Here is a 21,190-nt window from a genome sequence, read left to right as displayed (position 1 = left end):
TCCGTGGGCGCGGCGTTCTGGCCGCCGGGACGCCGCTGTTCCGGGAGCACTATCATCCGGACCATGACCAACCCGCCCATGACAGGTGATCTGGCCTCCCGGCTCGACCGCGACGCCGCCCGTTCGGAACTCTTCGACCTGCTGAGGATTCCGTCGGTGAGTGCAGATCCGGCGTATGCGGCGGACGTCGTGCGGGCCGCACAGTGGCTCCAGAGCAAACTGTCGTCGCTGGGGTTCATGGCCCGTGTGGACGCCACGGCCAAGCACCCGGTCGTGTACGCCGAGCGCCTCGACGCGCCGGGGAAGCCCACCGTGCTGATCTACGGCCACTACGACGTGCAGCCGGAGGCCCCGCTCTCGGAGTGGGTGTCGCCGCCCTTCGAGCCGGAGGTGCGGGACGGCCGCATCTACGCGCGCGGCAGCACCGACGACAAGGGGCAGGCCTTCGCGCACGTGCGCGGGGTGGAACTGCTGCTGTCGCAGGGGACGCTGCCCGTGAACGTGAAGTTCCTGCTGGAGGGCGAGGAGGAGATCGGCAGCCCCAGCATCATCCCGTACCTGCAGGCGCACGCCGACGAGCTGAAGGCGGACGTCATCCTGATCAGCGACGGCAGCCGCTTCGCGGCGGACGTGCCGACCATCACGTACGGCATCCGGGGCCTGAGTTACGTGGAGATCCACGTGCAGGGAGCCAACCGTGACCTGCACAGCGGCAGCTACGGCGGGGCCGCGCCCAACCCGATCAATGCGCTGTGCGAGATCATTGCAAAGCTCAAGGACGACCACGGCCGCGTGACGATTCCCGGCTTCTACGACGGCATCGAGCCCCTGACCGAGCAGGAGCGCGGCATGTGGGCCTCGCTGCCCCACGACGACGCGGAATTCGCCGCGAGCATCGGCGCGTCCGCGCTGCCGGGCGAGGCCGGGTACAGCGTGCTGGAGCGCATCTGGGGCCGGCCCACGCTGGACGTGAACGGCATCTGGGGCGGCTACCAGGGCGAGGGCAGCAAGACGGTGATCGCGGCGAAGGCCGGCGCGAAGGTCAGCATGCGGCTGGTGCCGGGCCAGGATCCCGAACGCGTCACCCGACTGATCCAGGAGTACGTGCCGCAGATCGCGCCCGAGGGCGTGCAGGTCGAGGTGGTCAACCACCATGGCGGCCAGCCCATGAAGTTCCGCACCGACAGCCCGTATATCCACGCCGCGAACCGTGCCCTGAAGCGCGTGTATGGCCGTGAGGCGGTCTTTGCCCGTACCGGCGGCAGCATTCCGATCGTGGCCGCCTTCGCGGACATCCTGAAGACCGAGGTGCTGTTCGTGGACCTCGGCCTGAACGAGGACGCCCCGCACAGCCCGAACGAGAGTTTCGCCGTACAGGACTTCGAGAACGGCATCCTGACCAGCGCGTACGTCCTCGAGGAACTGGGCCGCTCTTGAGGCTCGGATTCCTCGCCTCGCACGGGGGGAGCGCCGCGCGGCACCTCACGGCCGCGTGCCGCGCCGGGGAACTGGCCGCCATGCCCGCCGTGCTCATCAGCAACAACAGCCGTTCGCCGGCCCTGGCGTGGGCACGGGACGCGGGCCTGAGCACGGCCCACCTGAGCAGCGCGGGGTATCCGGCTCCGGATGACCTCGACCGCGCCATTCTGGAGGCCCTGACGGCCGCCGGGGCCGACACGCTGGTGCTCAGCGGATACATGCGCGAACTCGGGCCGCGTGTGCTGGGCCACTACGCGGGCCGGGTCGTGAACATCCACCCCAGCCTGCTGCCGCGCCACGGTGGGCGCGGCATGTATGGCGACCGGGTGCACGAGGCCGTGCTCGCCAGCGGCGACGACGAGAGCGGCGCGACCGTCCACCTCGTCACGCAGGGTATCGACGAGGGGCCGGTGCTGGCGCAGGCGCGGGTGCCGGTGCTGCCCGGCGACACGCTAGACACGCTGAAGGCCCGCGTGCAGGCCGTCGAGGGCGACCTGATGCTGCGGGCCGTGCGGGGGCTGGCCACGTCCGTGACTGCGACATGAAACGCAAGGTCTTCGATCTGCGCCCGTGGGCACGGGTGGCGCGGCACTCGCAGTCGGTGCTGAACCTGCCCGGCTACGTGATCGTGGACTACGTGGCCCACGAGGTCACGCGCCCGCTGGACGTGGAGTTCGGGGGCCGCACGATCCGGGTGCTGGACAGCGGCTTCCGCTGGGTGCGGGTGCATCCGACCGGGGAGAGCGGCGTGACCGGCAGTGCCCTGAGCGCGATGCTGGACGCGGGTGGCGTGCCGGTACAGGTGTACGTGGACATCCACGTGGGCGAGGGGGTGGGCGAGGATGGCCTGCCGTGGACGGACGACGCCTACCTGGACGTGATCGGGGACTGGCACGTGGGCAACAGGGGAGATGGTGACGGTCAGGCCGGGCGCGTGACCGAGGCGCACATCATCGACGCCGAGGATCTGGAGGCGGCCGTGCAGGGCGGTCTGGTCACGCCCCAGGAGGCGCAGGCCGTGTGGGCACGGGCACAGGACGTGCGGGCGGCGCTGCTGGAAGGCACCTATGCCCCTCTGGCAGTGCTGCGGCGGTATCTGAGCGATCCGTATACCTGACGGACGGGGGCGGTGGGCTCCGGGGAAACCAACGCGGGGGTGACCGGAGCCCACCGCCGGACGGTCTCACCTCCGCTACACTTGGACTCAGTTCAAAAACCCGGAGGTCATCCATGTCCGAGCCCCTGTCCGCTGCCCAGACTGAAGCCCGTCGCCTGCCCGTGCCCGCTGTGGCGGCCATCCAGCACGCGCTGCACGCCATTCCCATGAACGCGACCGTGGGGGTGCGCATCACCGATGTCGGCGTGGGCTGGGCCACCGGAGAGTGTGCAGACACGCCGCCGTTCCGCAACCACCTGGGCACCATCCACGCCGGGGCACAGTTCCTGCTGGCCGAGGCCGTGAGCGGCGCGGCCTTCGCCGGGGTCTTCGCGGCGCAGCTGGGACAGGCGGTGCCGCTGATCGAGAAGCTGGACACCCACTATGTCGGCCGCGCTGTGGGCAACGTCACTGCCCGCGCTGAGATCGATCCCGGCACCCTTGCAGACGCTCACACCGCCTTCGCGGCCGAGGGCCGGGCACGCCTGACCGTGACCGTTGTCGTGCTGGACGGCGAACACAAGGACGTGATGCGGGCGACTGCGCAGTGGTATCTACGTTTGATGCCGTCCACGCGCGGAAATTAAGGACAAACCCGGCGGAAATGCCGTACTGTGCGCGTATGCCGGTCACGCAACTCGACCACGTCGCCATCGCCACTCCGGATCTCGACGTGGGCAGCGCTCCGTACACGGCGCTGGGACTGCACCCCGAGGGGCCGGACGAGGACGTGGCGTCGCAGGGCGTGCGGGTGCGGGCGTTCCACGTGGGCGACACGCTGATCGAGCTGCTGATGCCCACCCGTGACGACAGCCCCATTGCCGCCTTCCTGGAGAAGCGCGGCCCCGGCCTGCACCACACCGCGTACCGCGTGACCGATCTGGACGCCGAGATGACGCGCCTGATGGCGGAGGGGGGGCGGTTCCTGGGGAGCGCCCCCACGCCGGGCCGCGCCGGGACGCGCGTGGCCTTCCTGCACCCGAAGTGGGGCCAGGGCACCCTGATCGAGCTGGTGGAGCACCCCCGGGGCGAGCACCCGGCCGGAGCCGCGCAGTGAGGCGCAACGGTGGCCGCTGGGTGCTGGCGGCGCTGCTGCTGCTGGCACTGGACTGGCAGCTGCTCCACGGGGGCGGGGCCGCCGGCGGAGCCGAGCGGGTGATGCACCTGCTGCTGCTTGGTCTGGTGGGCTTCTCGCTGGCGTGTGCGACCGGCCGCCGGGGGGTGGCGGTGGCGGTGTGCGCGTGGTGGAGTGCGGCGTGGCAGTGGCATCTGGCCTTCGTGCCCGGCCACGAGATCGGGCTGCACGTGTGGTTGCCCGAGGTGCTGGCGGCCGTGCCCGGCGCGTGGTGGGGGGCCCGCCCCGTTCCGCTGACCACGCCCGCGAAGCCGGTCAGCACCGTCGCAGTTTTGTCAGACTTCTCCCGCTAGGCTGCGGGCGATGACCGCCGTGACCTCTGCCCCTCCTCTGGCCGGTCACCACCCGGGCCTGCTGGCGGCCGTACTGGCCCAGCTCGATCACGTGATCCTGGGCAAATCCGGGCAGGTGCGGCTCGCGCTGGCGTGCCTGCTCGCACGGGGACACCTGCTGATCGAGGATCAGCCCGGCGTCGGCAAGACGACCCTGGCGCATGCCCTGGCCCGCACCGCCGGCCTGCACTTCCGGCGCGTGCAGTTCACGGCCGATCTGCTGCCGGCCGACCTGACCGGCGTGAGCGTGTGGGACGCTGCTGCTTCTACCTTCCGCTTCCATGAGGGGCCGGTCTTCAGTGAGGTGCTGCTGGCCGACGAGATCAACCGCGCCACGCCCCGCACCCAGGGAGCGCTGCTGGAGGCCATGGAGGAGGGGCAGGTCTCCGAGGGCGGCGTGACGAGACCGCTGCCGCAGCCCTTCTTCGTGATCGCCACCCAGAATCCGGCCGCCTTCGTGGGCACCAGTCCCCTGCCCGAGGCGCAGCTCGACCGCTTCCTGATGACCGTCACGCTGGGGTACCCGGAACCGGCGGCCGAGCGGCAGCTGCTGGAGGGCGGGGGGCGCAGCCTGACCGTGCGCGACCTGCCGGCCGTACTCGACGCGCCCACCCTGCTCGCCATGCAGGCCGAGGCCGCCCGTGTCCACGCGGCTGCGCCGCTGCTGGACTACCTGCAGCTGCTGGCCCGCGCGACCCGCACGCACCCGGCCCTGGCGGCGGGCCTGAGCCCCCGGGCGCTGCTGGCCCTGCTGGCGGCGTCGCGGGCGTGGGCGTACCTGCACGGCCGGCAGATGGTGCTCCCGGAGGATGTGCAGGCCGTGTTCCCTGCGCTGGCGGCCCACCGCCTGCCGCTGCGGGATGCACACGCGGCGGACATCCACGCGGTGCTGCGCGGCGTGTTGCACGGCACGCCGATTCCCTGAACCGCGCCGTGGCTCCCCGCCCCACCGTCCCGGACGCCGCCCTGTCCCCCCGTCCACGGCTGCGGCTCGGCCTCACGCAGTTCGGGATGTCCTACCTGCTGCTGATCCTGCTGACGCTGATCGGCTGCGTGAACTACGATCTGAGCCTGGGGTATGGCCTGACCTTCCTGCTGGCCGGCGTGTGGGTGGTCACCGCCGGCCAGGCCGTCCGCGCTGCCCGCAGCCTGAGCGCGCGCGTGGTTGCCCCCCGCAGCGCCGTCGCCGGCGGCGAGGCGCGGTACACGGTCTACGTGACCGCGCCGGCCCGCAGCACGGCACTGGCCGTGATCGTGAAGACCAGCCAGGGCGACACGCGCTACGTGAATGCCCGCGTGCCGGCAGGCACGATGCATCCGGTGTCGGTCGCCGTGCCGGCCCGGCTCCGGGGGGCGCTGACCCTGACCTCGGTGCGCGTCGGGGCCCTGGACGCGCTGGCGATCTGGCAGGCCAGTCTCCGCCTCCGGCCCGAGTCCGCCGACGGCTGGCAGGTGCCGGTTCACCCCGCTCCGGAACCGTCGGCCCCTCCGCCGCCGGCCCGTCCACACGCCGCCACCGGCCCCGGTGCCCGGCGGGTTCCCGGAGATGAGGACTTCGCGGGGCTGCGGCCCTATGCGCCGGGCGACTCGCCCAGACAGGTGTCGTGGCGGCACGTGGCGCGCACCGGCACGCTGCTCACGCGCGAGACCGATGCGGCTGGCGGGGAGGCCACCGTGCTGGACTGGCACGACACCGGTGGCGCCGGTGCCCCCGACGCGCGCGTGTCGCGGCTGGCCGCGTGGATCGCCACGCTGCGGGCGTCCGGGACACCGTATGCGCTGCGCGTCCCGGGGCTGACCGTGCCCGCAGGAGCCGGCGATGCCCACGCCGAGCGTGCCCTCGACGCCCTGGCCGGGGTGACTCCGCTGCCTCCGCCGTTCACGTCCAGGGTGGGGCGTACCTCGGCCCCGGTGGGCCTGAACGCCGCTGCGATGCGTTCCACCGTGATCGCCCTGGCGTTCGCCCTGGCCCCCGCCGCGCTGCGTGCTCCGTGGTGGGTGACGGCCCTGATCGCGGGCCTGCTCCTTCACACGGACTGGCGGATGCAGCGGGGGCGTGCCGCCATCCCCACGTGGGTGCTGGGCGTGGTTGCCGGTGTGAGTGCCGCGCTGCTGGCGGGCACCTACGGCACGCTGCTCGGTCGGGATGCCGGCACCGCGCTGCTGGCGTTGCTGGCGGCCCTGAAGACGGCCGAGACCCGCACCCGCCGGGACGCCAACCTGCTGATCCTGCTGGCGCTGTTCGTGGCGAGTACCCACTACTTCTTCGGCCAGGGCCCGCTGACCGCACTGCACAGTGTCCTGGCGGCGTGGGTGCTGCTGACCGCCGCCGCCCGCTGGACCGTGACCGCCCCCAATGAGACGGTGCTCCCGGAGGGCCGCGCGGCCCGGCACGCCGGCGTCCTGATGGCGCTGGCCATGCCGCTGGCCCTGACGCTGTTCGTGCTGTTTCCCCGCCCGTCCGGCCCGCTGTGGCACCTGTCGGTGCAGGGCCGGGCGACGACCGGACTGGCCAACGAGATCACCGCCGGGGAGTACAGCGACCTCGCGCAGAGCCGGGCCGTGGCGTTCCGGGCAGACTTCCAGGGACCGGTGCCGCCCGTCGCAGACCGCTACTGGCGCGGCCCGGTCTACGAGGCCTACGACGGCCAGCGCTGGCGGCAGGTGCGGCAGGGCGGCACGTCGGCCAGTGTGGATGTCAGCGGGCCACAGTGGATCTATACCCTGACCATGGAACCGAGCAGCAGTCCGTGGCTGCCCGTGCTGGACGCGCCGGTGACCCTCCCGACCGGCACCTTCCTGACCACCAATTTCCAGGTGATCATGCTGCGTCCCCCCGCGACCCGGCAGCGCCTGACCGTGCAGAGCCGGCAGGCCCGCCTGGGCGTGCGCGAGTCCGGCGAGCGCCTGCGCTATGACCTGACGTTGCCCGCCGGCGAGAGCCCACGGGCCGTGGCCCTGGCCGCCACGTGGCGCACCCTGGAGCCCGAAGACCGGGTGCAGGCGGCCCTGACCTACCTGCAGCAGGGCGGGTTCACGTATACCCTGTCGCCCCCCGCCCTGCCCCAGCGCGACCGGGTGGACGCCTTCCTGTGGGGCGCCAAGCAGGGCTTCTGCGAGCACTACGCCAGCGCCTTCACGTTCCTGATGCGGGCGGCCGGGATTCCGGCACGGATCGTGGGCGGCTACCTGGGCGGCGAGTTCAACCCGGACGGCGGCTACCTGATCGTCCGGCAGCAGGACGCACATGCGTGGAGCGAGGTGTGGCTGGCGGGCCAGGGCTGGGTACGCGTCGATCCGACCGCCCTGATCGCGCCGGCCCGCGTGAACGCCGACGTGCAGACCGCGCTGGACAGCCCCCTGGCGACCACTGCGCCGGCCCCAGGCGCGCTGGCCCGCCTGCAACTGCGCCTGGACGCCGTGCAGAACCGCTGGGACGATCTGGTCATCGGCTACGGCGGCGAGCGGCAGCAGTCCCTGCTGGCCCGCGTCGGGCTGGGCGACGTGGGCGGTGCCCGCTACAGCGTGGCGCTGCTGGCGCTGCTGGCGCTGGCGCTGCTGCCCGCTGCCCTGTGGCGGCGCCGCGCGTCCAGGCCCCGCGATCCGGCGGCCCGCGCCCTGCACGACCTGACCGTGCGCCTGCGGGTACCACGCGATCCCGGCGAGACCCCCACCGCCTATGCCGCCCGGGTGCGTGGGGTGTGGCCCACGACCGGCCCAGCACTCGAGGACGTGCTGCACGCCTACCACGCGGCCCGCTACGCGCCGGGCGACCCGGCGGCGGCCCTGCGGGATCTGCGGGCGGCGGTGCGGCGCGTTCGGCGGCCGTCCCGCACGGCGTGACGGGGGAGCAGCCCTGATCGCAGTTGCCCCGCTGCCCATCCCGTAGCATGGTCGGGTGAACGCGCCGCGTACCTTCCTGTCCGTGATCGCCGGATGTTCGGCGGCCCTGATCGCGTATGCCGCCGCCTTCGTGCGTGGCGACCTGGGGGGCGTCATGACCTACCTGCGGGCCCGTGGAGCGCTGCGCCGCCTGACCGAGTCCGGGGCCGACAGCGCCGCCGTGCAGGCCGCCCGCGACTACCTGACGGCAGTGGGCACCCAGGTGGGCGACCCGGCGCTGGCCGCCCGCCTGATCCCGCTGGCCGTGCTGGTAGGGATCGCCGTGGGCGTGCTGGTGTGGCGGGTGTTCGCCGTACAGGCCACTGCGCCGGCCGTCAGCGCCCAGGAACGCATGGTCGAGCGCTTCGCCCACCGCAACGGGGGCCGCTTCACGCTGGGTGACCTGAGCGAGCGCAGCCCCTTGAGCGCCGAGCAGGCCCGTACCGTGACCACCCGCCTGGTGGGCGCGGGCCGCCTGATCCGCGACGGCGACACGTTCCGGCTGTCATGACCACCCCGGACGCGCTGGCGACCCTGCTGGACGAGGCGAACCACGACCCCTGGGAGAGCGTACAGGCGGCCCTGGCGCTCATCGACGGGCAACCGCACCCCCGCGTGGGCTGGCTGACCACCCACCTGCGGGCCACCAAACATGAGTACTGGACAGTGATTGCTGCCGCCACCGGCACCCCCGCCCCGCCCGACGACGCCGGCCTGACGCGCCTGATGACGTGGGAAGTCCAGGCTGCCCGGTCACTGCGGCCGGAGGCGCTGGACGTGGCCGTGGCGCATGCAGGCCGCACGTTCACCGTCGCGGGTCTGCTACGGGTGAATGCCCGGCACACCGCGTGGCACGCCGGCCAGATCGCTGCCCTGGCGCCCACCGAACGCCGTGCGTGACGTGCCCACCGAGCGGCCCTTCCTGACCGATCCCAGCCCAGCCGGAGAGCGTCCGGCCGGAGCCGTGCCGGACGCTCTGTACGATCTCGCTGTGAACCGCGCGTGGCTGGTCGTGCGCGGCGTCGGCCACGCGGACGCGCTCTCGGCGTGGCATGCCCGCACGCGCTTCGCCCGCCGCGTGCCGCTGGAGCAGGTGCGTCGGTCGCTGGCAACCCACCCCGGCCCCGGCGAGTGGCACTGGGCGGGCGGCCCGCAGGGCACATGGGTGCCGGGCCGCGCCCCATTTCCGTAACCGGGACGGACGCTCAGCGCGGGCGTGGCAGGGCGGGGGCGTGCCCATCCTGCACCACCGTCCGCGCCGCGATCTCGACCGCCCGCGTGATCTCCGGCTGCGGCAGGTAGGGCAGGGGAGGGCGGTCGGCCGGCCACGCCAGCGCCACCGCCGCGTTCGCCGGCACGTGCAGGAAGCCGCACGGCACGTGTCCCCGCCCGGCCTGTGCCAGCCGGTGCCGGGCGTGGTACAGCACGAAGTTGCACACGTACAGCCCGGCCGTGTTGCTGATGTGCCCCGGAATCCCGGCCGCGTGCCATGCCGCCAGGATCGCCCGCAGCGGCAGGGTGCTCAGGTACGCGGGAGGAGCGCCGTCCTCGGGGCACGCGGGGGCGTCCTGGTACGTGGCGCCGGCGTTGTCGGGAATCTGGAAGTCCATGACGTTCAGGCCCACACGCTCCAGCGTCACGTGGGGGCGGCCGGCGGCCAGTCCGGTCATGAGCACGGCGTCCGGGCGGTGGGTGTCCAGCAGGGCGTCCAGCGCCCGGCCCGCCGCGTGCGGTTCCACCGGCAGCAGCGCCGAGGTCACGTGCGTCTCCCCGATCTCCATGCCGTCCAGCGCCCCTGCCGCGTGGGCACTGGGATTGTCCGGGTGCGTGTGGAAGGGCTCGAACCCGGTCAGCAGCAGCGTGGGCATGGGCGGAGCATAGCGGGGACAGCCCAGGCGCTAGCCTGTCCCGCATGAGTGCCGACCCGCAGGCCGTGACGGTTCACGCCATCATCACCCCGCACCCCGAGCACGTCGCCGAGGTCGAGGCCGAGCTGCGGATCATGGTGCGTGAGACGCGCCAGGAACCCGGCAACCGGCGCTACGACCTGCTGCGCGAACAGACCCCGGACGGCATGGTGCGCTTCCATGTGCAGGAGCGCTATCGCGACCTGGACGCCGTGCAGGCCCACCGCGACTCGCCGCACTATCAGGCGTACCGTGCGAAGGCCGCCACGTGGTTCCTGGAAGCCCCGCAGGTCACGTTGCTGTCCGACGTGGAGGTGGGCGGCTGACCGTGGAACCGTCACACTGCACCCGGCAGGCCCGCCCGGCCCGGCCTATGCTGCCCGTATGCCGGAACTGCCGGAAGTCGAGACCACCCGCCGCAAGATCGAGCCGCTGCTGCGCGGCCGCACCATCCTGAGCGTCACCCACGACGCGCCACACAAGTACCGCGACACGCACCTGGCCGTGGGCCGCCGCGTGCAGGGCCTGTCGCGCCGGGGCAAGTACCTGATGCTGCAGCTGGCCGCCGCCGATGCTGCCGAGGACGATCCCCACGATCTGGAATTCATCGTCCACCTGGGCATGACCGGGGGCTTCCGGCTGGAGAGCGGGAAGCACACCCGCGTGGTGCTGGAGACCGACGCGGGCACCCTGCACTTCGACGACGCCCGCCGCTTCGGCAAGATGGCCGTCGTGCGCCCCGGCGAATACGCGGGCATGCCGACCCTGGCCGCCATGGGGCCGGAACCCCTCTCGGACGATTTCCGGGAGGCGGAGTTCGTGGCGCTGGCACGAGTCGCGGGCGCGGTCAAGCCGTGGTTGCTGTCGCAAAAGCCCGTGAGCGGCGTGGGCAACATCTATGCCGACGAGGCGCTGTGGGAGGCGAGGATCCACCCCGCCCAGACCCGCCTGACCGCTGCCGAGGGCAGGCGCCTGTACCGCGCCATCCGTGAGGTGATGGGCCGCGCCGTGGAGGCCGGCGGCAGCTCCCTGGGCGACGGTGTCGGCAATTACCGCCAGCACGACGGCGTGCCCGGCGCGTACCAGCACGAGCACCACGCCTACGGCCAGGAGGGCACCCCCTGCCCCCGCTGCGGCACCGACATCGTCAAGACCGTGCTGGCCCAGCGCGGCACGCACTCCTGCCCGACGTGCCAGGTGCTGCGTGCAGAAGGCAAAAGGCGGAAGGCAGATGACTGATCGACGGTCTGGCCTTCCGCCATCTGCCATCAGCCGTCCGCGCGCCGGACTCGCAGAGCCGCAGAGCGGAGGCGCATATGACTGACCTCACCGCCATGCGCGTGTCCTACGCCCGTGCCGAGCTGCGCCGCGCCGACCTGAATCCTGATCCGCTGGCGCAGTTCCAGGGCTGGCTGGACGAGGCGCTGAGGGCCGAGCTGCTGGAGCCGTATGCCATGCAGCTGGCCACGGCGTCGGCCAGCGGGCGGCCGTCGGTACGGACTGTGCTGCTGCGCGGGGCCAGTCCGGAGGGACTGACCTTCTACACCAACTTCGAGTCGCACAAGGGCCATGACCTGGGCGCGAACCCGCACGCCGAAGTGCTGTTCGTATGGGGGCCACTGGAGCGGCAGGTGCGGGCCTCCGGTGCCGTGACCCGCGTGCCCGACGCCGAGGCCGACGCCTATTTCCACGTCCGGCCGCGCGACTCGCAGCTCGCCGCGCACGCCAGCGACCCGCAGAGTGCCCCCATATCTGACCGGGCGGCGCTGGACGCGAAGGCCGCCGCGCTGGCGGCGCAGTACCCGGAGGGCACCGTCATTCCCCGCCCGATCTTCTGGGGCGGCTACCGCGTGCACGTGCAGGAGTGGGAGTTCTGGCAGGGCCGCGAGAACCGCATGCACGACCGGTTCCGCTACACCCGGCAGGAGGGCGGGCAGCAGATCGGCTGGAACATCGACCGCCTGATGCCCTGAGCGTGTTCCCGGCGCAGGAACCCGGTGCGTGTAGCCTGCGCTGCTGTACACGGGTGTGGCGGCGCGGCATCCTCATACGGTGAGCAACCTCTATACCGCAGAAGCTGTCGCCACCGGTGGCCGCGCCGGACACACGAAGTCCACCGACGGTCGCCTGGATCTGGGCCTCAGCGTGCCCGCCAGTATCGGCGGCGACGACGGCCCCGGCACGAACCCCGAGCAGCTGTTTGCGGCAGGCTACGCCGCGTGCTTCCAGGGTGCCCTGGGCGTGATTGCCCGCCGCCAGAAGCTCGACCTGGGCGACGGGACGACCGTCACGGCGCGGGTGGGGCTCCAGCGGGCCGGGCTGTCCTTCGGTCTGGACGTGGAACTCGTCGGCCATTTTCCTGCCCTGAGCCCCGAACAGGGCCTGGAACTCATGCACGCGGCCCACGAGGTCTGCCCATATTCCGTCGCCACGCGCGGCAATGTGGACGTGCGGCTCAGCGTGGTCTGATCGCCGGCGCGGCGGGCTCCGGTGGTGGAGCTTCGCCCGGTTCGGCGAACCTCAGCGGCCGGGACTGCCGGCTACGTCCCGGGCGTCCAGGGTGGGCTCACTGCCGTCGTCGCCCAGCAGGGCTGCGCGTTCCTGTGGCGTCAGGGCGACCATCACGCGGCGCAGTACCACGTCGACGGCCTGATCCGCGCTCTCGTCCAGGGTCAGGCCGTCGAGGAGCGGGACGTCCTGCTTGCGGGCCAGGTCTTCCAGCTCCTCCTGCATCATGCGGATCTCTCGGAAGTACTTCATGTAGCGGTGCATGGGGCGGCTCGCGGCCGTCTCGGCGTCGCGGGACTGGAAGTGCCGGCGGTGCTCCTGCTCGTCGGGCAGGCTGACCAGCATGGGAATCACCAGGGCACCCTCGAAGGCCTCGGCCCGCAGGTACCCGGGCACCAGATGCACCCCCTCCAGCACCAGACTGCTGCCCTCCTGCACGCTGCGCTGCACGACGGCGTTCAGACCCACGCTGACCTGCTGCACCTGATCCCGGAAGCCGGCCAGCAGCGCGGCGCGGCCGGGCTGTTCCGGGCGGGCGGTGCCAGGCGGCAGCAGCGCCTCCCACGCGCTGAAGGTGCTGGCGTGCAGGGTCGGCAGCAGGGCCGGCGAGACCATCGCCCGCATGACCTCCCGGATGGAATCGGTGCTGACCACCCGCGCGATCCCCAGCCGGTACGCGATCTCGGCGGCCAGGAAGCTCTTGCCGGTGCCGCTCACGCCGCCCAGCAGCACGATCACCGGGCGGGGCGGGCGGCGGATCACACGCAGCAGCCGGTAGCGGGCGCTGATGTCCGGCCCGACCTCGTCGCGCAGCAGTCGCTCGACCTTCTCGCGGATCACGCGGCTGCGCACCACGCGGTCGTCACTGCCGCGCAGGTCGCGCTGTGTGATCCGGGCCACCCGGCGGGCCACGTCGGGAGCGACCCCGGCTGCCAGCATGGACTGGGCCAGGATGCCCTTGGAAAAGGGCGTGGGCGCACTGTCGTCGCTGCCCTGCACCCCCAGCTTGCCCCGGTTGCGCCGCAGGTAGCGGTACGTCTGGCGCAGGGCGGGGCCGTAGGTGTCCTCCAGCATCTGTTCGGTGCGGTTGTCGATCTCATCGGCGCTCAGGTGGCGCACTCCACTGCGCCGGAACTGCACGTCGAGGGCGCTGGCCGTCGCGTAGGCCTCGCGCCCGGTCAGGCCGGTGTCCTCCAGGGTGCGGGCCAGCACCCCCCGGCTGAACGGCAGGTTGCCCTTCTTCGCCGTGACCTGGATATCCACGAACGCCGGGGTCTGCCGCGCCGCCTCCGTGCTCACGGTCTCGCCACTCACGTCCTGGGCGACCTCGACCATCAGCGCCTGGAGTTCGTCGGCAGTCACCAGCGTGCGCCGCGCCAGCCGCAGCTGCTGCTCGACGCGCCGTGCGGCCGCGGCCGCCTCTCCGGCCGGTGCGCCGGCGTTCACGAGGGATTCGACGATCAGCCCCCGGCTGAACGGGAACGCGTGGCGGGCCGTGCCGATGCGCAGGTCGGGGTGGGTGATGGCAGTGAACCTCCGGTGTGATGTCAGACGCGCCCTGCGCTGCTGGGGGGTAGTGTACCCCCGCCGCCTGACAGATCCCTGTCAGGAACGACGTTTCACTGGTCGCGTCAGGGCCGCGTGGGCGCCGGATCGCGGCTGACCGCACCGTCCAGCAGCAGGTTCAGCGCCAGGCGCATCTCCTCCTTGAGGGGACGGTCCGTGCCGTACGCGGCCCAGCGCAGCGCGACCATCAGGTAGGTGTCCGCGATCAGGTTGCTCACGCGCTGGAGGCTCAGGTCGGTGCGCAGCTGTCCCGCCTGGTGCAGCGGCCGCAGGATCATCTCGATGACCTTGCTCAGGGGCAGCGCCTGGTATGCCGTGCGGGCACGTTCCGGGTTGGGGTTCAGCACCTCGTACGCCAGCGGCGGAAACAGGTCGCGCTCGGTGGTGTTCTGGTCGGCCAGCTGGTCCCAGACCTCGTACAGCACGGTCAGGGGCGCGGCTCCCTCGCGCAGGCGGAGGTCCGCGTGGTCGCGCAGGCGATCCATGACCTCGCTGCCGTAGTCGAGGAGCACCGCCTCCTTGTAGGGGTAGTAGTTGAAGAAGGTGCCCCGCGAGACGTTGCTGGCGCGGGCGATGTCGGTCGCCGTGGTCGCCTGGAAGCCGCCGCGCTTGAACAGCTCGATGGCCACCCCGTAGATGCGGGCACGCCGCCGTTCCTTCTGTCGTTCGCGCAGGGAGCTGGAGTCCATTGCTCTCATGTTATACCGACCGGTTCAAAATTACACCACGTCCAAGAAAGCGCGGCGGCCGGACGGATCCGTCCGGCCCGCCTGACACGCCGTCCGGCCGCGTGCCGTAGGCTGGGGATCATGAGCGTGATCCTGGGCATCGACATCGGCGGCAGTGGTATCAAGGGCGCACCCGTGGACACCACCACCGGACAGCTCCAGACCGAGCGCGTCCGCATTCCCACGCCGGACGGTGCCCGGCCCGAGGACGTCCGGGACGTGGTCCGGCAGCTCGTCGATCACTTCGCGCTGCCCGGTGCGGTCGGCGTGACGTTTCCGGGCATCGTCCAGCACGGGCATACCCTGAGTGCCGCCAACGTCGACAAGGGCTGGATCGGGCTGGACGCCGACACGCTGTTCACCGACGCCACCGGCCACGACGTCCACCTGATCAACGACGCCGACGCTGCCGGGCTCGCCGAGGCGAGATTCGGGGCGGGGGCGGGTGTCCCCGGCACCGTACTGGTGCTGACCTTCGGCACCGGGATCGGCAGCGCCCTGATCCAGGACGGCACGCTGATCCCCAACACCGAGCTCGGGCACCTGTGGCTGCGCGACAAGCATGCCGAGACCTGGGCCTCGGACCGGGCCCGCGAACTCGACGACCTGAACTGGAAGCAGTGGAGCAAGCGCGTGAGCACATACCTGCAACATCTGGAACTGCTGTTCAGCCCGGATCTGTTCATCATCGGCGGCGGCGTGAGCAAGCGTCCGGAGAAGTGGCTGCCGCACCTGCAGCTCGGCCGCAGCCGCGTCGTGCCCGCCCAGCTCCAGAACGAGGCCGGGATCGTCGGGGCCGCCATGATGGCCGCGCAGTCCCGCGGGCGCACCACCCGGCCGGCTGGCCCGGTGATCGGTCAGGCCACCGTGCCGCGCAAGCTGCGCGCCGATCCGACCCTGGCCTCGAAGAAGGCGGCGCCGTCGGGCAAGGCCAAGGTGGCCGCGGGCAAGAAGGCCGCCCCGAAACGCTGAGGGAGCCGCCCGCTCGGCCCTCCGGGAACCCGGCACGGGGCTGCCCCGTACCGTGATGCGTATGGGATTCCTGAAGAGAATGATGGCCGCCGTCGGAGTGGGAGGAGCCCGCGTGGACGCCCGCGTGAACAGCACGTCGGTGAGGATCGGGGAGGCCGTGAGCGGCGTGGTCGTGATCCAGGGCGGCAGCGTGGATCAGCGCATCGAGCGGATCAACCTCGGCATCGCCACGCGCTACCGCCACGAGGACAGCTACATGACCCACCAGCTCTCGAAGCAGCCGGTGGTGCCGGGCTTCGACCTGCGCCCCGGCGAGACCCGCGAGTTCCCGTTCAGCGTGCCCGTGCCGCACAACACGCCCCTGAGCCTGCCGGGTACTCAGGTGTGGCTGGCGACCGACGCCGACATCGCCGGCGCGGCCGACCCGGGCGACCAGGACCACCTCCAGATCCTGCCCAGCCGCGAGCAGGAGACCCTGATCGGGGCCGCGCAGCGCCTGGGCTTCCAGCTCGCCTCCAGCGAGGTCGAGTACCACCACGGCCACATCGTGCAGGAACTGGCGTTCCGCCCTCCCTATGGGCAGTACCGGATCAGCGAGATCGAGATGATGATGCTCCCGTCGGGCGGCGGCCTGGACGTCATGCTGGAGGTCGACCGCCGCGCCACCGGCATGGCCGCCCTGTTCACCAGCGAGTTCGAGCAGCGCGGCCGCTGGCACCTGTCGGCCGGCACGCTGGCCCAGGGTCAGGACGCCGTGGCCCGCGAACTGGAAGCACGGATCCGGGCACTGATGTAGAGAGCACGCCGTCACTGGTGCTGACGCGACTGCGAGATGTTCAATCTCACGGTCGCGTTTCGTTCTCTGCCCCTGCCCTAGCATGCCGGCATGACTGCTGACGCCTTCACGCCCCGGCTGCTGACCTGCGACGTGCTGTACACCGGCGTGGGCGGCGGGCACGCGCCGGGCGGGGTGGTCGTGGTGGGGGAGACCATCGCCGCGACCGGATCGCCGGACGACCTGCGCCGCGCCTACCCGCACGCCACCGTGGAGCACGTGGGGGGCGTGATCGCGCCGCCGCCCGTGAACGCGCACACACACCTCGACATGAGCGCCTACGCCTTCCAGGCCCTGCCCTACTTCCGCTGGCTGCCGGAGGTGGTCGTGGCCCAGCGCGACCTGCGCGGCGTGGCAGGCGCGCAGGCGGGCGCGGATACGCTGGCGGGACTGGGTACGGGCGGCGTGGGTGACATCGTGTGGGCGCCGGAGGTGATGGACGCCCTGCTGGATCGGGACGACGTCTCGGGCACTGTGTACTTTGAGGTGCTGGGGGCCTTCCCGGAGCAGGCCGACGACCGGTTTGCGGCGGTGCGGGCGCGCATCGAGGGCTGGCGGCGGCGCGGCCTGCCGGACCGCGTGCGCCTGGGCCTCACGCCCCACACGCCGTTCACCGTCAGTCACCGGCTGATGCGGCTGGTCATGGACTACGCGGCGGGCGAGGGGCTGCCCGTGCAGATCCACGTGGCCGAACATCCCAGCGAGCCGGAACTGTTCGCCACCGGCGCGGGGCCGCTGTGGGAACACCGCCTCAAGCCCTTCACGCCCGACACCTTCGCCCAGATCATCGGTCGGGAGCCGGAACCCGGCCTGACCCCGGTGCGCTACCTCGACGAGCTGGGAGTGCTGCGGCACGCGCCCACGCTGATCCACATGGTCAACGTCACTGCGGACGACATTGCGCGGGTGGCACGGGCCGGGTGTGCGGTGGTGACGTGCCCCCGCAGCAACCATCATCTGGAGTGCGGCGCGTTTCCATGGACGGATTTCGCGGCGGTGGGGGTGGAGGTGGCGCTGGGAACCGACTCCGTCGCCAGCGGGGGATCGCTGGACGTGCGCGACGACGTGGCGTTTGCCCGGACGCTGTACCCGAATCTCGATCCCCGTGTGATCGTGCGGGCGGCCGTGAAGGGGGGCAACCGCGTGCTCGGTCGCCAGGCACCGTTCCTGCGGCGGGGAGAGGTGTGGCGCGACGCCTATGTCTGGGAGACGGCGGCGGCCGAGGGCTAGACGCCATCCAGTCGGCGGTGTAGGGGCGCCGGCAGGGCCGACAGGCCGCTCATGGCCACGGTCGCCGCACCATCAGCCGCCACGTGCACGGCCTCCGGTGGCCGACCTCCGGAACGCGAGCCGGCTGCTCAGGGTATCTGGCTCAGGGCGTCTGGCTCAGGACGGCCTCGCAGGTGCCGTTGGCGACGGCCTTGCCCAGCCGCTCGTAGGTCAGTTCGCCGCGCAGGGGGCTGGCGGCGGCCTCCATCACGCGGCAGGTGTAGGTGATGCCCTCGCCCTCGCCGACCCAGCGGAAGCGGGCCACCCGCCGGCTGCGGTCGAAGTCGGCGACGGTGAAGCCCGCCTGACTCCGCTCGAAGGCGGTGATCTGATCGCTGGCGTTCACGCTGCCACTGCCGCCGGGGACATCGACCAGATCCCGGATCGAGATGGTGGAGGTGACCGAGCGGCCGTCGACCAGTCCGCTGACGGTCCACGTCTGTCCGACGACCAGCGGGCCGGCGCGGCGCGGCGCCGGGCCGTTCGTGTCGCGGTCGGCGAGCATGGCGTTCAGGGGGGCACACGCCCCCAGGAGGGGCAGCGTCAGCAGGGCAAGACGGTACATGGAGGCAGCATACGGGCCGCAGATGAGGGTGCACACATCCTGGGCACCGTGCTCCGGCGGGTTGCCGGCCGGGCCGCCCAGGCTGAGTCGCCCGCGCTCAGGTTGCTTTCGCACGTCTCACTGAAATCGTGACGTTCCGGTCAGGCTGCGGGCGGTATACTCGCGTGTCATGTTCCGTGTCCTGAACAAAATGTTTGATACCAACCAGCGGGACGTCGCACAGATCGTGAAGACGATCGTGCAGCCCGTGAACGCCCTGGAAGACGAGACGAGGAAGGTCGAGGATCTGGCCGCCGCGTTCATGGAACTGCGCCGTCAGGTTCAGGAGGACGGCAAGTCTCTCGACGACGTGGTCGTGCCGGCCTTCGCCCTGATCCGCGAGGCGGGCCGCCGGTCCATCGGCAAGCGGCACTACGACGTGCAGCTCATCGGCGGCTACGCCCTGCACAAGGGCCGCATCGCCGAGATGCGCACCGGCGAGGGCAAGACCCTGGTGGCGACCCTGGCCCTGGCCCTGAATGCTCTGGAGGGCAAGGGCTGCCACCTCGTCACCGTGAACGACTACCTGGCGCGCGTGGGCGCCGAGGAGAACTCGCTGCTGTTCCGCACGCTGGGGCTCACCGTGGGTCTCGCCAACCGCGAGCTGCAGCCACACGAGAAGCAGGCCGCGTACGGCTGCGACATCACCTATGTCACCAACAGTGAACTGGGCTTCGACTACCTGCGCGACAACATGGCCCAGAGCCGCGAGGCGCTGGTGCTGCGCGCCGACACGCCCCTGAACTTCGCCATCGTGGACGAGGTGGACTCGATCCTGATCGACGAGGCCCGCACGCCGCTCATCATCTCGGGCGCGGCGGAGAAGGCGACCGATCTGTACTACGTGTACGCCAAGCTGATCCGCCGCCTGAAAAAGGGCCTGCCCGCCGAACCGGGGGTGCGCGCCGAGGCGACCGAGGACTACACCATCGACGAGAAGGGCAAGCAGGTGCACATCAACGAGGCCGGCATCTCCAAGATCGAGCGCCTGCTCTCCCTGAACGACCTGTACAGCCCCGAGAACATGGACAAGGCGCACATGATCACCCAGGCGATCCGCGCGTCCGAGCTGTACCACCGCGAGAAGGACTACATCGTGAACGCCGAGGGCGAGGTCATCATCATCGACGAGTTCACGGGCCGCAGCATGCCCGGCCGCCGCTACGGCGAGGGCCTGCACCAGGCGATCGAGGCCAAGGAAGGCGTGAAGATCGAGAACGAGAACCAGACGCTCGCGACGATCACGTACCAGAACTTCTTCCGTCTGTACCGCAAGTTCTCGGGCATGACCGGCACGGCCAAGACCGAGGAGAAGGAGTTCCTCGACATCTACGGCAGCGACGTGCTGGTGATCCCCACCAACCGCCCCGTGGTGCGCAAGGACGCCGAGGATCTGGTGTACCGCACCAAGCTCGGCAAGTACCGCGCGGTCGTGGAAGAAGTGCGCGAGATGCATGCCCTGGGGCGCCCGATCCTGATCGGGACGGCCAGCATCGTGACCAGCGAGCAGCTCAGCGGCCTGTTGCAGGACGCGCAGATTCCGCACTCGGTGCTGAACGCCAAGTTCGAGGCGCAGGAGGCGAGCATCATCGCGCAGGCGGGCCGGTCGGGCACCGTCACCATCGCGACCAACATGGCCGGGCGCGGCACCGACATCAAGCTCGGCGGCGACGCGGAGTTCATCATCGGGGAGGCCATCGAGCAGCAGCTCGGCATCAGCCGCTTCTCGCCCGAGGCCGAGAACTTCATCAAGGCGGTCAGCCGCGACGACCCGCAGGCGGCGGAACTCGGGCTGCTGATCCCCGGGATCACGCCGGAGTTCATCGCTCAGGCGCAGCAGCTGCACCGCGACACCATCGCCGACCACACCCGCGTGCAGGAACTCGGCGGGCTGCACATCATCGGCACCGAGCGCCACGAGTCGCGCCGGATCGACAACCAGCTGCGCGGGCGTGCCGGCCGCCAGGGCGATCCCGGCAGCAGCCGCTTCTACGTGTCCTTTGAGGACGACCTGATGCGCCTGTTTGCCAACGACCGCGTGGTCGCCATGATGGATCGGCTGGGCATGGACGACACCCAGCCGATCGAGGCCAAAATGGTCACGGGGGCCATCGAGAAGGCGCAGGCCCGCGTGGAAGACCGCAACTTCAGCACCCGCAAGCAGCTGCTGGAGTTCGACAACGTGATGAGCAAGCAGCGCGACACCGTGTATGCCCAGCGCCGCGAGGTGCTGCTCGGGCCGGACGCGGACGTCGAGGAATCGACCGAGGGCATGATCGCGGACTTCGTCGACATGCAGCTCGCGACCCACCTGCCGATCGACCAGAACGCCGACACCTGGGATATCGACGGCCTGCGCACGGCCGTGATCGATGCCGTACCGCAGCTGGAGGGCTTCGATTTCGAATCGCTGCGGGCCATGAGCCCTGCCGATGCGCAGAACGCCATGCTGCAGGCTGTTGCGGACGCCTTCGACGCCCGCCGCGAGGAACTGAGCCCGACCATGCTGAACTCGCTGTCGCGCTACGTGCTGCTGCAGGTCGTGGACCAGCACTGGAAGGAGCATCTGCACGGTATGGACGTGCTCAGGCAGGGCATCGGCCTGCGCGGCTACGGCCAGCGCGACCCCTTCACCGAGTACAAGTTCGAGGCGACGAACATGTTCAACGACATGATCGACACGCTGAAGGCCGAGGTGACGAAGTTCATCTTCCGCATGCAGTTCGGCGGCGCCGCGTAGGCCAGCCGGAATCACGACGGGGGGCGGCCGGTGTCTGGGCCGCCCCCCGTCCCGTTCTGCCGCGTCCTGCCCCCGCC

General features: G+C 71.3%; 23 protein-coding genes. 19 read left to right on the top strand and 4 right to left on the bottom strand.

Annotation, left to right across the window (positions count from 1 at the left end; translation table 11 throughout):
* Positions 1 to 63 precede the first annotated feature (63 nt).
* From U2P90_RS14420 to U2P90_RS14370, 11 genes are all read left to right on the top strand, one after another.
* Positions 64 to 1,437 carry a dipeptidase gene (locus U2P90_RS14420; RefSeq protein WP_322472684.1) on the top strand — a complete coding sequence of 458 codons (1,374 nt, stop codon included), beginning with the start codon at positions 64 to 66 and terminating at the stop codon, positions 1,435 to 1,437.
* On the top strand, positions 1,434 to 2,024 hold the full coding sequence (locus U2P90_RS14415; RefSeq protein WP_322472683.1) for a phosphoribosylglycinamide formyltransferase: 591 nt from the start codon (positions 1,434 to 1,436) through the stop codon (positions 2,022 to 2,024). Before U2P90_RS14420 ends, U2P90_RS14415 begins: the two co-directional genes overlap by 4 nt.
* Complete coding sequence (locus U2P90_RS14410; protein WP_322472682.1) at positions 2,021 to 2,596, top strand: DUF402 domain-containing protein; 576 nt, start codon at positions 2,021 to 2,023, stop codon at positions 2,594 to 2,596. The genes U2P90_RS14415 and U2P90_RS14410 overlap by 4 nt, the downstream gene beginning before the upstream one ends.
* A 113-nt stretch (positions 2,597 to 2,709) precedes the next feature.
* Entirely contained in the window at positions 2,710 to 3,222 is a 513-nt protein-coding gene (locus tag U2P90_RS14405) for a DUF4442 domain-containing protein (protein WP_322472681.1), read from the top strand.
* A gap of 35 nt (positions 3,223 to 3,257) precedes the next feature.
* A complete protein-coding gene (mce, locus tag U2P90_RS14400) occupies positions 3,258 to 3,692 on the top strand; it encodes a methylmalonyl-CoA epimerase (RefSeq protein WP_322472680.1) in 435 nt (144 codons plus the stop codon).
* Positions 3,689 to 4,063, top strand: a complete 375-nt coding sequence (locus tag U2P90_RS14395) for a hypothetical protein (RefSeq protein ID WP_322472679.1) — start codon at positions 3,689 to 3,691, stop codon at positions 4,061 to 4,063. The genes mce and U2P90_RS14395 overlap by 4 nt, the downstream gene beginning before the upstream one ends.
* Positions 4,064 to 4,073: 10 nt before the next feature.
* Positions 4,074 to 5,027, top strand: a complete 954-nt coding sequence (locus U2P90_RS14390) for an AAA family ATPase (RefSeq protein WP_295814793.1) — start codon at positions 4,074 to 4,076, stop codon at positions 5,025 to 5,027.
* An 8-nt stretch (positions 5,028 to 5,035) separates the two neighbouring features.
* Positions 5,036 to 7,945, top strand: coding sequence for a transglutaminaseTgpA domain-containing protein (locus tag U2P90_RS14385; protein ID WP_322472678.1), 2,910 nt, complete (start codon positions 5,036 to 5,038; stop codon positions 7,943 to 7,945).
* A gap of 55 nt (positions 7,946 to 8,000) precedes the next feature.
* Positions 8,001 to 8,495: a hypothetical protein gene (locus U2P90_RS14380; protein WP_322472677.1), complete on the top strand. Its 495-nt coding sequence runs from the start codon at positions 8,001 to 8,003 to the stop codon at positions 8,493 to 8,495.
* Positions 8,492 to 8,884 (top strand): hypothetical protein, encoded by a 393-nt coding sequence (locus U2P90_RS14375; protein WP_322472676.1) that lies wholly within the window; start codon positions 8,492 to 8,494, stop codon positions 8,882 to 8,884. The genes U2P90_RS14380 and U2P90_RS14375 overlap by 4 nt, the downstream gene beginning before the upstream one ends.
* 1 nt (position 8,885) lies before the next feature.
* Positions 8,886 to 9,176 (top strand): hypothetical protein, encoded by a 291-nt coding sequence (locus U2P90_RS14370; protein ID WP_322474708.1) that lies wholly within the window; start codon positions 8,886 to 8,888, stop codon positions 9,174 to 9,176.
* Positions 9,177 to 9,189: 13 nt separating this feature from the next.
* Here the strand turns inward: U2P90_RS14370 and U2P90_RS14365 are convergent, their stop codons facing one another.
* The gene (locus U2P90_RS14365; RefSeq protein ID WP_322472675.1) at positions 9,190 to 9,852 is read right to left on the bottom strand and encodes a pyroglutamyl-peptidase I; all 663 of its coding nucleotides are present in this window, start codon (positions 9,850 to 9,852) and stop codon (positions 9,190 to 9,192) included.
* 44 nt (positions 9,853 to 9,896) lie between these two features.
* Here U2P90_RS14365 and U2P90_RS14360 point away from each other — a divergent pair, with 44 nt between their 5' ends.
* The 4 genes from U2P90_RS14360 to U2P90_RS14345 all read left to right on the top strand — a co-directional run bounded on the left by U2P90_RS14360 (position 9,897) and on the right by U2P90_RS14345 (position 12,360).
* Positions 9,897 to 10,217 (top strand): putative quinol monooxygenase, encoded by a 321-nt coding sequence (locus tag U2P90_RS14360; protein WP_322472674.1) that lies wholly within the window; start codon positions 9,897 to 9,899, stop codon positions 10,215 to 10,217.
* Between the two features lie 58 nt (positions 10,218 to 10,275).
* Entirely contained in the window at positions 10,276 to 11,130 is an 855-nt protein-coding gene (locus U2P90_RS14355; RefSeq protein ID WP_322472673.1) for a DNA-formamidopyrimidine glycosylase, read from the top strand.
* A 77-nt stretch (positions 11,131 to 11,207) separates the two neighbouring features.
* The gene (pdxH, locus tag U2P90_RS14350) at positions 11,208 to 11,864 is read left to right on the top strand and encodes a pyridoxamine 5'-phosphate oxidase (protein ID WP_322472672.1); all 657 of its coding nucleotides are present in this window, start codon (positions 11,208 to 11,210) and stop codon (positions 11,862 to 11,864) included.
* 79 nt (positions 11,865 to 11,943) lie between these two features.
* Positions 11,944 to 12,360, top strand: a complete 417-nt coding sequence (locus U2P90_RS14345; RefSeq protein ID WP_295814812.1) for an organic hydroperoxide resistance protein — start codon at positions 11,944 to 11,946, stop codon at positions 12,358 to 12,360.
* Between the two features lie 51 nt (positions 12,361 to 12,411).
* On the opposite strand, the gene U2P90_RS14340 is transcribed toward U2P90_RS14345, so the two are convergent.
* Both U2P90_RS14340 and U2P90_RS14335 read right to left on the bottom strand, forming a co-directional pair.
* Positions 12,412 to 13,923, bottom strand: coding sequence for a 2-phosphoglycerate kinase (locus tag U2P90_RS14340; RefSeq protein WP_295814924.1), 1,512 nt, complete (start codon positions 13,921 to 13,923; stop codon positions 12,412 to 12,414).
* 107 nt (positions 13,924 to 14,030) lie between these two features.
* Positions 14,031 to 14,654 carry a TetR/AcrR family transcriptional regulator gene (locus U2P90_RS14335; protein ID WP_295814815.1) on the bottom strand — a complete coding sequence of 208 codons (624 nt, stop codon included), beginning with the start codon at positions 14,652 to 14,654 and terminating at the stop codon, positions 14,031 to 14,033.
* 120 nt (positions 14,655 to 14,774) lie between these two features.
* Between U2P90_RS14335 and ppgK the strand changes: the two genes are divergently transcribed.
* From ppgK to U2P90_RS14320, 3 genes are all read left to right on the top strand, one after another.
* Positions 14,775 to 15,665, top strand: a complete 891-nt coding sequence (gene ppgK, locus U2P90_RS14330) for a polyphosphate--glucose phosphotransferase (protein WP_322472671.1) — start codon at positions 14,775 to 14,777, stop codon at positions 15,663 to 15,665.
* Between the two features lie 61 nt (positions 15,666 to 15,726).
* The gene (locus U2P90_RS14325; RefSeq protein WP_322472670.1) at positions 15,727 to 16,461 is read left to right on the top strand and encodes a sporulation protein; all 735 of its coding nucleotides are present in this window, start codon (positions 15,727 to 15,729) and stop codon (positions 16,459 to 16,461) included.
* A gap of 90 nt (positions 16,462 to 16,551) precedes the next feature.
* On the top strand, positions 16,552 to 17,730 hold the full coding sequence (locus tag U2P90_RS14320) for an amidohydrolase family protein (protein WP_322472669.1): 1,179 nt from the start codon (positions 16,552 to 16,554) through the stop codon (positions 17,728 to 17,730).
* A 142-nt stretch (positions 17,731 to 17,872) separates the two neighbouring features.
* On the opposite strand, the gene U2P90_RS14315 is transcribed toward U2P90_RS14320, so the two are convergent.
* Positions 17,873 to 18,334, bottom strand: coding sequence for a hypothetical protein (locus tag U2P90_RS14315; RefSeq protein WP_295814827.1), 462 nt, complete (start codon positions 18,332 to 18,334; stop codon positions 17,873 to 17,875).
* Positions 18,335 to 18,503: 169 nt separating this feature from the next.
* On the opposite strand from U2P90_RS14315, the gene secA reads away from it, so the two are divergent.
* Positions 18,504 to 21,113 carry a preprotein translocase subunit SecA gene (gene secA / locus U2P90_RS14310; RefSeq protein WP_322472668.1) on the top strand — a complete coding sequence of 870 codons (2,610 nt, stop codon included), beginning with the start codon at positions 18,504 to 18,506 and terminating at the stop codon, positions 21,111 to 21,113.
* Positions 21,114 to 21,190 lie beyond the last annotated feature (77 nt).

The organism is Deinococcus sp. AB2017081, from assembly GCF_034440735.1.
Lineage (GTDB): Bacteria > Deinococcota > Deinococci > Deinococcales > Deinococcaceae > Deinococcus > Deinococcus rufus.
This window is presented reverse-complemented; position numbering and strand designations above follow the sequence as displayed.